Consider the following 9698-nt stretch of genomic DNA (forward strand, 5'->3'; position numbering starts at 1 on the left):
GCCGGATGCAGCCAGGCGAGGGAATGCGCGTGCCTTGCGCATAGAAATGGCCGATTGCCCGGGACGTGGATGCCGAGAGCCGAAAGGCTCCCTTCCCCGCTATCAGGAGATCGACTTCAATGATCATCGATATCAGTTGCTATCCCACCGATCTGGTGGACCTCGCCTGGAGGCATGACGGTGACCCCTTCACCGGCGAGCGTCTGCTGGAGATGATGGATGGCCCTTACATGGTCAACGGCAAGCCTCGCCGCATCGACAAAGCCTTCATCCAGCCGCCGCAGGGCAACACGATTTACACCTGGACCGACGGCGACCTTTCGGGCCGTGAATCCATCGACGCCTACATGGCTTACACCCTGAAAATGGTGCAGACCTACCCGGACCGTTTCATTGGCTGCTTCGTCTACAACCCGCGCTGCGGCTTGGAAAACGGCGTCGAGGCGATTGAGCGTTACGTCAAGGAACACGGCTTCAAGATGGTCCAGATGCAGGCCAACATGCACGCCTACCGTCCCGACCGCGCACTCGACTGGGTGCGTCCGTGCTTCGAGAAATGCGCCGAGCTGGGCATTCCTGTGAAGCTGCACACCGGCGACGGGCCTTACAGCATCCCGTCGGAATGGGTGCCGATGATCAAGGAGTTTCCCAACGTCGATTTCATCATGGCTCACTTCGGCGTGCAGACCGGCGGCGTTTACGTATTCGAACCGATGCAATGGGCGATGGAGTTGCCCAACGTCTACTGCGAGTCCGGTTGGTGCCTGCAATCGCGCATCGTCGAGTTCGCCAAGGTCCTGCCAACGCACAAGATCCTGTTTGGCACCGACACCCCGCCGAACGAACCAGGCATGTGGCTGCGCCTGCTCGAAGTGTTGTGCCACGAGCCGCCACAAGGCCTGAACCTCGACGAGGACACCCTCGAAGAGTACCTGGGCAATAACACTGCGCGGATGATCGGCCTCGAGCCCACCCCGCCGCCCCGTTCCGTTTCCGAAGCAGAGGCGCAACTCAAGCGCCCCGTCACCACGCAACTGGCCAGGAGCTGAACCGATGATCATCGACACCCATCTGCACCCCACCAACCTGGTCGACGAGGCCTGGCGCCACACCGGCGAACCGTTCACCGGCGAGCGCATGCTCAAGTTGATGGACGGCCCGTACATGATCAACGGCAAACCGCGCCGCATCGACATGGGTTTCATCCAGCCGCCACCGGGCAACACCGGTTATCGCGACGGCAACCGCCGGGGGCGTGAGGGCGTGCGCGACTACATGTCGTACATCGCCGAGCTCTGCATGAAGTACCCGGACCGCTTCATCGGCAACTTCAACTTCAACCCGCGCTGGGGGCCGGAAAACGGTGCGGCAGAGCTGGAATTCCACATCAAGGAATACGGCTTCAAGATGCTCAAGCTGCACGCCAACATGCACGGTTACCGCCCGGATCGGGCGCTGGACTGGTTGCGTCCGGCGATGAAGGTCTGCGCCAAGTACAACATCGTCGTGCTGATCCACACCGGCGACGGTCCGTACACCATTCCGACGATGTTCTACCCGATCATCCGCGAGTTCCCGATGGTCAATTTCATCATCGGCCACTTCGGCATCCAGACCGGCGGCAACTATTCGTTCGAAGCGTTCTGGATGGCCATGGACACGCCGAACGTGTACTGCGAATCCGGCTGGTGCTTCCAGTCGCGGATCGTCGAGTTTGCCAAGGAGTTGCCGCGCAACAAGATCGTGTTCGGCACCGACTCGCCGCCAAACGAACCGGGCATGTGGCTGCGTGAGCTGGAGGTGCTGTGCTCACCGGCACCGCAAGGCTTGGGCATTGATGAGGATCATTTGGAGGACTACCTGGGCAATAACATCGCCAGGTTGTGCGGGATCGAACCGACGCCACCGCCCAAGGATCTGGTTGAGGCCGATATCCGCCTCACCACCACGTATCTCTAGGTACTCGCACATTCCAATGTGGGAACAGTGTCACAGCAGGTAAAACAGCGACTTTACAGGCACGAAGATGACCCGGCGTTCGCTCGACCGGCAGGCCAACGGCTTGTCGATCGAACGCCCTCTCAGCCCTGGGTGCCTGCTTTTTAAAAGGTGAAACCATGACCCGTTCGACGCTCGGCGACTCTCAGGACTTTCACGTATTCATCGACGCCTATCGCCGTGAGTACCCGGACGATGTGCTGACCATCACCCAACCCCTTTCTGCCGATCAGGACGTCACCGCCCTGGTCGATGCCCTCGCCGCTCAGGGCCGCGATCCATTGCTGGTCTGCGAAAACGTCGGCGACCTCAAGGTGCCGGTGGCGACCAACCTGTTCGCCTCCCGCACCCGCATCGCCAGACTGTTCGGCGTCACCCCAGCGCAATTGCACGACACCTTTCAGACCCGCGCCAACCAGCCGATCGCGCCACGTTACGTGGAAACCGGCCCGGTCCTGGATGAAGTCTTCGAAGGTCAAGCGCTGGATCTGGCGCTGCTGCCGATGCTCAAGCATTTCGACAGTGATCGCGGCCCGTACATCACCAACGCGATCATCATCGCCGAGGACCCGCTGACCGGCATCGCCAACATGAGCTATCACCGTTCAATGCGTCATGCTCGCCAGGCTCTAGCCACCAGCCTGCACTCGCGCGGGCATCTGTGGCGAATGCTGCAGACCGCCCGCGAGCGTGGCGAAGAATTGAGGGTGGCGATGGTGGTCGGCGCGCACCCGTTGTTCATGCTTGCCGCTGCGGCACGTCTGCCCTACGGCAGCGATGAGCGCGCCGTCGCTGGTGGACTGTTCGGCGCTCCGCTGGAGCTGGTCAAAACGCCGCGCTACGGCATCGGTGTGCCGGCCTACGCCGAATTCGTACTCGAAGGCGCCATCGACCCGGCGGCCTACGCCGAGGAAGGCCCGTTCGGTGAGTTCAGCGGTTATTCCTCTGATCGCTCGACCAACAACGTGTTGCGCGTCGACACCCTGCTGCGGCGCAAGGACGCCTGGCTGGTGGACGTCATGGGCGGCCGCTATGCCGAACACCTGACGCTGGCTAGGCTGCCTCGTGAAGCGGAAATGAGCGAGAAGCTCAAGGCACGTTTCCCCGCCGTCACCGCCGTGCATTACCCGAACTCTGGTACCCATTTTCATTGCTACGTCGCGCTGGACCAGAGCCGCGACGGCGAAGCGCGGCAGGTCATGTTGGCCCTGCTCGGCTGGGACCCCTACTTGAAAACCGTAATCGCGGTAGACAGCGATATCGACATCAGCGATGACAGCCAGGTGTTGTGGGCGCTGGCGACGCATTTTCAGCCGCATCTGGATGTATTCATGATCGACGGTTTGCCCGGCAGTCCGCTTGACCCATCGTCCTCGGTCAACGGCACCACCTCACGCATGGGTCTGGATGCCACGCGCGGCTCGGGTTTCGACGGGATCAAGGCGCAACTCGATCCGGACGTGCTCGAACGTGCCCGGCAACTCATCAAAGGGCTGCAATCGTGAACCGTCAACGGCTGGTGGTCGGCATCAGCGGCGCGTCCGGTTTCATTTACGGCGTGCGCTTGCTGCAATTGCTCGCCGAGCTAGATATAGAAAGCCACTTGATCATCAGCCGCGCCGCGCTGCTGACCATGGCCCACGAAACCGACTACAAACTGGCCGATGTCACAGCGCTCGCCAGCCACTATCACCGCGCCGATGACGTCGCCGCCGGAATCGCCAGTGGATCGTTCCGCTGCCTGGGCATGGTCGTTGCGCCGTGTTCGATGAGGACACTAGCGGAGATCGCCACTGGCACGTCATCGGGGCTGATCGGCCGCGCCGCCGACGTCACCCTCAAGGAGCGCCGCACCCTGGTGCTGATGGCCCGGGAAACGCCGCTGACCCTCGCCCACCTGCGCAACATGACCGCTGTCACCGAGATGGGCGGGATCATCGCCCCACCGGTGCCGGCCTTTTACGCCCGCCCGGAGAATCTGGCGCAAATGGTCGACCACAGCCTCGGCCGCGTGCTCGACCTGTTCGGCCTCGACGCTGGCACCGCACAGCGATGGCGAGAACACCGAGTACCCGGTGAGAGCGGGCTTGCTCGCGAATGCGGTGGTTCAGTCGCCATTACCGCTCAATGACACACCGCTTTGGCGAGCAAGCTCGCTCCAGCATTTGATAGCGCTGCGACAAAAATACCTGAGGAGATCCAGATGAACACTCCCTTCAACGCCCCAACCCCGAACACCAAAATCCCGGTGACCATCCTCACCGGGTTCCTCGGTGCCGGTAAAACCACCCTGCTCAACTACATCCTCAAGGAAAACCACGGCCGCAAGATTGCCGTGATCGAAAACGAATTTGGCGAAGTCGGCATCGACGGCGATCTGGTGCTGAGCTCCGAAACCGAAGAAATCTACGAGATGGTCAACGGTTGCGTGTGCTGCACCGCCGAGGTTCGCGAGGATCTGGTGCGCATCGTCCGTGAACTGGTGGCGCGCCCGGTACGCCTCGATCACATCCTCATCGAAACCAGTGGCCTGGCCGATCCCTACCCGGTGGCGCAGAGCTTCTTCATCAATGACCCGATTGCCGAGGAAGTCGAACTCGACGCGATCGTGACCATGGTCGACGCCAAGCACATCGCCCAGCACCTGGAGGACCTGCAACTGGACGGCGTCGACAATCAGGCGGTGGATCAGATTGTTTGCGCTGACCGGATCGTCATCAACAAGGTCGATCTGGTCAGCCCTGAAGAGGTGGAAGCGCTGCGCGGCAAGATCCGTGGACTGAACGCCACGGCGGATCTGGTGACGTCCACCCATGCGCAAATCGATCTGACGAAAATCCTCGGCATCGGTGCGTTTGAATGTACGCAGAAGCTCATGGAGATCGGCGCTGAACATCACGATCAGCAGAAGCACCACGACCATGCCCATGAAGAGCCTGATCACGAGCATGACCCGAGCGTGTCATCGGTGGGCATCGCCGTGGACGGCGCGGTCAACCTGATGGCCTTCCACCGCTGGATCAGCGAATTGCGCGCCTCGCAGGCCGACAACCTGTACCGCATGAAAGGCGTGTTGGCGGTGGCCAACGAAGACCAGCGTTACGTGCTGCAAGGCGTACACAGCCTGGTGGAGTTCCGGGCATCGACCGCGTGGGGCACGGAGCCCCGCTCAAGCAAGATCGTGTTCATCGGCCGCGACCTGGATCGTGCGGCGCTGAACCAGGGCTTTGCAGCCTGCCTGGCAGGCTGAACAAGACCTCGGAGCCGGTGGATGGCGGCTTCGCAGCACGAATGACTGATGCCGTTTTTTGAACAACACAACACCTGTGGGAGCGGGCTTGCTCGCGAAAGCGGTGGGTCATTGAACAGTGATGTCGACTGACACACCGCTTTCGCGAGCAAACCCGCTCCCACAAGGATTGCGGCGTCTCTAAGACAGCATCAGACGAATACCCCTCTCTACCGCATAAAAACAGCCAGAGGTGTTTCCCCATGTCGTCAGCCACATCCCCATCGAAAACTCCGCCCACCGTGCATCCCGTCGACCGCATTTTGCCGGTGCGCCAGATGCTCACCCTTGGCCTGCAACACATGGCCGTCTCGTACATCGGCGCCATCGCCGTGCCGTTGATTGTCGCCAGTGCCTTGAAAATGTCCCACGCCGACACCGTGGTGCTCATCAGCACCACGCTGTTCTGCTCCGGGATCGCCACGTTGCTGCAAACCGTCGGTTTCTGGAAATTCGGCGTGCGCTTGCCGATTCTGCAAGGCGTAGCGTTCAGCAGCGTCGGCCCGGTAATTGCCATCGGTAGCAACCCCGAGGTGGGCTTTGCCGGAGTCTGCGGGGCAGTGATCGGCGCCGGGGTTTTCACCATGCTGATGGCGCCGTTCGTGGGTCGACTGCGGCGGTTTTTCCCGCCAGTGGTGACCGGGTGCATCGTCACCGTGATCGGTTTGCAACTGTTCCCGATTGCCTATGAATGGGTCGGCGGCGGGCGCAATGCGAGCAACTTCGGCGCCCCGGCGTTTCTCGGCGTGGCGGTGGTGGTGTTGCTGACCATTGTGCTGGTCAACCGCTATGGCAGCCCATTGCTGCGCAACATGGCGGTGCTGGTGGGGATGCTGGTCGGTGCCGGTCTTGCCTACGGTCTGGGCATGGGCAGTTTTCACAGCGTCGAAGAAGCGCCGTGGCTGACCGTGCCCTACCCGTTCTACTTCGGTTTGCCGACCTTCAGCCTGATCCCTATCGCCACCATGGTGGTGGTGATGATCGTGCAAATGGTCGAGTCGATGGGGCTGTTCGTGGCCATCGGCGACATCGTCGAAAAACCGGTGGAAGACAAACAGGTGATCAACGGCCTGCGCGCCAACGGCCTGGCCAGCACCATCGCCGGAATGTTCGCCGCGTTCCCGTTTATTGCCTTTATGGAGAACGTCGGCCTGGTGATTCTGACCGGCGTGCGCAGCCGTTGGGTGGTGGCGGTCAGCGGTTTGCTGATGTGCTCGATTGCACTGGTGCCAAAGGCAGGCGCGATCATCGCCTCGATGCCGACGGCAGCCCTCGGCGGCGCCGGTATCGCCATGTTTGGTGTGGTGGCGGCGGCCGGGATTCAGACGCTCGCCAAAGTCGACTACGAGCGCAATCGCTACAACGTGCTGATCGTCGGTTTTACCATCGCCGCCGCCCTGGTGCCGGTGCTCGCGCCCACCCTGTTCAAACAATTACCCGAATGGTCGCAGCCGTTCCTGCACAGCAGCGTGGTGATCGCCTGCCTGGTGTCGGTGCTGCTCAATGCCGCGCTCAATGGCGTCAGCGCGCCCGAAACCACCGCCGGTAAATCTGCCTCGCACATTCTCTGACTGGAGCCTGCCCATGACTCAACTTCAAAACATCCTGATTAAAAATCCGGTCGCGGTGATGACCGGTCTGCGCGGCCCGCGTGCCCGAGCTGGCGCCGTGGACATCCGCGTGGTCAACGGCCGTATCGCTGAAATGGCCGCCCACCTTGAGCCACAACCCGGCGAACGGGTAATCGATGCGCGCCACTGCGTGGTCTACCCGGGCTGGATCAACACCCACCATCACCTGTTTCAGAACCTGCTCAAAGCCGTGCCCGAAGGTCTGAATCAGGATCTGCAAGGCTGGCTGGCCAGCGTGCCCTACCCGCGCCTGAACCGTTTCACGCCGCCACTGGCGCGGATCGCCGCAAGGTTGGGCATGGTCGAATTGCTGCTATCCGGTGTCACCACCTGCGCCGATCACCACTACCTTTATCACGCCCACGGCAGCACCGAGACCGGTGACTTGCTGTTCGATCTGGCTGATGAGTTCGGTCTACGTTTTGTGCTGTGCCGAGGCGGTGCACTGGAGTCAGCCAGCGCGCATCCGGGCTTCTCGAAAACCGTGCTGCAACCGGAAAGCCTTAAGCAAATGGTCGGCGACATCGAGCGACTGAAATCGCTGTATCACCAGGACACGCCGGATGCGATGCGCCGTGTCGTGGTCGCGCCAACTACTCCGACCTTCTCGCTGCCACCGACCTTGCTGCGTGAACTGGCCCATACCGCTCGCGGGCTGGGTTTGCGCCTGCACACGCACTTGTCCGAAACGCAGAACTACGTGAATTTCTGCCGCGAAAAATACAACTGCCTGCCCGTAGAGTTCGTCGCCGAACACGAATGGCTCGGCCCCGACGTCTGGTTTGCCCACGCAGTGCACCTGCAACCCGGCGAAATCCGCCTGCTCGCGCAAACCGGCACCGGCATCGCCCACTGCCCGGTGAGCAATGCACGCCTGGGCAGCGGCGTCGCGCCCGTGCCGCAGATGTATGAGGCCGGCGTGCCGATCTCCCTCGGCGTCGACGGCGTGGCGTCCAACGAATCCGGAAGCATGGTCGGCGAAGCCAATACCGCGTGGCTGATCCACCGCGCCGAACAAGGTGCCTCGGCAACGACCGCGGAAGATGTGATCCATTGGGGCACAGCGGGCGGCGCGCAGGTGTTGGGACTCGGTGCCGTCGGCACGCTGGAAGTCGGCCAGGCGGCCGATCTGGTGATCTACAGCCTCGACCATCCACGCTTTTACGGTTTCCACGACAGCGCCGTCGCACCCGTGGTGGCGGGCGAACCGATCACGGTGAAATACAGCCTGGTCGGCGGCCGTGTGGTCGTGGACAACGGCGTGATTCCGGGGCTGGATATCGAACGCATGCGCGCCGATGCGTGGGAAGGTGTGCAGGCGATGATGACGGTCGATGGGTGAATTGCTGCGCACTAATTAACCCTGTGATCGCTGGCTTGCCAGCGATGGCGGACTGTCAGTTAAAGCAATGTCAGCTGACCCACCGCTATCGCTGGCAAGCCAGCTCCCAAAAAAAGCAGGTGTATTAGCCGCTTCCCGATTTCTCGACTAAAGTTACCCCCTCATCGGACAGAGCCCCTGCCAGCCACACAGGGCTCTTGATCAAGGAGAGACTGATGACATCCCGCCCCAACTTCGAACAGACCTACCGCACCTGGTCCAGCCCGATTCTGCTGGAACTGAAAAAGCGCGAGCACCAAATGGCGCCGGTCGAGCGTCAGGCACTTGAGAATGTTTTAGTGGAAAGAAGGTTGCTGGACATTGGCAACCCCGACGGTATTGAGCGCCGTCAGGGCAAGTCAGGATCGTGAACCTGTCAGGTGTGAGGCGCGGCATTTAAACACGATTGGCGCGGCACACCTGTGGCCGTCATTTGAAGCGCATGGCTCAGATCGGAGAAATCGTCGCGAGCAGGCCGATCAGAATGGTCAGTACCAAAAATCCACCCAGAAAAAACGCCATCTTGTTCATGTTGCTCTCCTCAATGCTGAGCTTGCGGTGCACTGGACGCTTCGGGATGAAGGATTGTCGCGAGTGACCGAACTGCCGGGGCATTTTGAGCGGATGACTGAACCGGTTACAGAGGCAGATAAAGCAGAAAAATACGGATCAGATGAAGATCTGATCCGTTTGAGCGATTAACCGACATTCAGATCGGCACACAAAGGTCCCGTTTCGACGTGGTTGATCTAGAGTCATTTCCGTCGCATGAAGAACAACAAAAATCCAGGAGTGCAAATGACTGACCTGAACTTGCAACCCAATGTCGCCGAATCCCTGCAAAGTTGGCACGAGATGATTCGCACCGGCAACTTGAGCGCCCTGCCCAGACTGCTTGATCCGCAAGCCGTGTTCCGCTCGCCGATGGCGCACACGCCCTACCCCGGCGCACCGGTGGTGGCGATGATTCTCAACACGGTGTTCGAGGTGTTTGAAGACTTTGAATATCACCGAGAACTGGCGACCGCGGATGGGCTGAACGTGATTCTGGAGTTTAGCGCCAAGGTTGGCGCTAAAGAGCTCAAAGGCATCGACATGATTCGCTTTGATGAGAACGGGAAGATTGTCGAGTTTGAAGTAATGGTGCGGCCGTTGAGCGGGTTGCAGGCGTTGGGCGAGGAAATGGGGCGGCGGGTTGGGGCGTATCTTGCAACCGCCAAAGCCTGAGCACACTACAACCCTGCGGCAGTTAAAGGTTTGGACATCGAGTAGGAGGCGGATTCACATCCGCCGTCCTCTCACACCACCGTACGTACGGTTCCGTATACGGCGGTTCAGGTTATACGGTTAAGTCGGTTTATCGTGTCCAGTATCGAGACCAGGCCGAGGTTGTCCCATC

General features: G+C 60.8%; 10 protein-coding genes. All 10 read left to right on the forward strand.

All coding sequences use genetic code 11. The annotated features are described in order from the left end of the window. Positions 1-119 precede the first annotated feature (119 nt). Entirely contained in the window at positions 120-1049 is a 930-nt protein-coding gene (locus tag K5E40_RS30365) for an amidohydrolase family protein (protein WP_221733888.1), read from the forward strand. 4 nt (positions 1050-1053) lie between these two features. After that, positions 1054-1959: an amidohydrolase family protein gene (locus K5E40_RS30370; RefSeq protein WP_034152486.1), complete on the forward strand. Its 906-nt coding sequence runs from the start codon at positions 1054-1056 to the stop codon at positions 1957-1959. 158 nt (positions 1960-2117) lie between these two features. Next, positions 2118-3503 (forward strand): UbiD family decarboxylase, encoded by a 1386-nt coding sequence (locus K5E40_RS30375; RefSeq protein ID WP_221733889.1) that lies wholly within the window; start codon positions 2118-2120, stop codon positions 3501-3503. Then, positions 3500-4129 carry a UbiX family flavin prenyltransferase gene (locus K5E40_RS30380; protein ID WP_221733890.1) on the forward strand — a complete coding sequence of 210 codons (630 nt, stop codon included), beginning with the start codon at positions 3500-3502 and terminating at the stop codon, positions 4127-4129. The genes K5E40_RS30375 and K5E40_RS30380 overlap by 4 nt, the downstream gene beginning before the upstream one ends. Positions 4130-4201: 72 nt before the next feature. Beyond that, the gene (locus tag K5E40_RS30385) at positions 4202-5248 is read left to right on the forward strand and encodes a GTP-binding protein (protein WP_221733891.1); all 1047 of its coding nucleotides are present in this window, start codon (positions 4202-4204) and stop codon (positions 5246-5248) included. 242 nt (positions 5249-5490) lie between these two features. Further along, complete coding sequence (locus K5E40_RS30390) at positions 5491-6858, forward strand: nucleobase:cation symporter-2 family protein (RefSeq protein WP_221733892.1); 1368 nt, start codon at positions 5491-5493, stop codon at positions 6856-6858. Positions 6859-6871: 13 nt separating this feature from the next. After that, positions 6872-8260, forward strand: coding sequence for an amidohydrolase family protein (locus K5E40_RS30395; protein ID WP_221733893.1), 1389 nt, complete (start codon positions 6872-6874; stop codon positions 8258-8260). Positions 8261-8475: 215 nt separating this feature from the next. Continuing rightward, positions 8476-8670, forward strand: a complete 195-nt coding sequence (locus K5E40_RS30400) for a hypothetical protein (protein WP_221733894.1) — start codon at positions 8476-8478, stop codon at positions 8668-8670. Beyond that, positions 8621-9001: a hypothetical protein gene (locus K5E40_RS30405; protein ID WP_221733895.1), complete on the forward strand. Its 381-nt coding sequence runs from the start codon at positions 8621-8623 to the stop codon at positions 8999-9001. The genes K5E40_RS30400 and K5E40_RS30405 overlap by 50 nt, the downstream gene beginning before the upstream one ends. A 96-nt stretch (positions 9002-9097) precedes the next feature. Beyond that, positions 9098-9526, forward strand: a complete 429-nt coding sequence (locus K5E40_RS30410) for a nuclear transport factor 2 family protein (protein WP_221733896.1) — start codon at positions 9098-9100, stop codon at positions 9524-9526. Positions 9527-9698: the final 172 nt, after the last annotated feature.

The organism is Pseudomonas baetica (genome assembly GCF_019733355.1).
Classification (GTDB): domain Bacteria; phylum Pseudomonadota; class Gammaproteobacteria; order Pseudomonadales; family Pseudomonadaceae; genus Aquipseudomonas; species Aquipseudomonas baetica_A.

Bases quoted from the DNA above. Each gene is read 5' to 3' on its own strand.
- K5E40_RS30390 (WP_221733892.1), top strand. From the start codon at position 5,491: ATGTCGTCAGCCACATCCCCATCGAAAACTCCGCCCACCGTGCATCCC.
- K5E40_RS30410 (WP_221733896.1), top strand. From the start codon at position 9,098: ATGACTGACCTGAACTTGCAACCCAATGTCGCCGAATCCCTGCAAAGT.
- K5E40_RS30370 (WP_034152486.1), top strand. From the start codon at position 1,054: ATGATCATCGACACCCATCTGCACCCCACCAACCTGGTCGACGAGGCC.
- K5E40_RS30375 (WP_221733889.1), top strand. From the start codon at position 2,118: ATGACCCGTTCGACGCTCGGCGACTCTCAGGACTTTCACGTATTCATC.
- K5E40_RS30385 (WP_221733891.1), top strand. From the start codon at position 4,202: ATGAACACTCCCTTCAACGCCCCAACCCCGAACACCAAAATCCCGGTG.
- K5E40_RS30395 (WP_221733893.1), top strand. From the start codon at position 6,872: ATGACTCAACTTCAAAACATCCTGATTAAAAATCCGGTCGCGGTGATG.
- K5E40_RS30365 (WP_221733888.1), top strand. From the start codon at position 120: ATGATCATCGATATCAGTTGCTATCCCACCGATCTGGTGGACCTCGCC.
- K5E40_RS30400 (WP_221733894.1), top strand. From the start codon at position 8,476: ATGACATCCCGCCCCAACTTCGAACAGACCTACCGCACCTGGTCCAGC.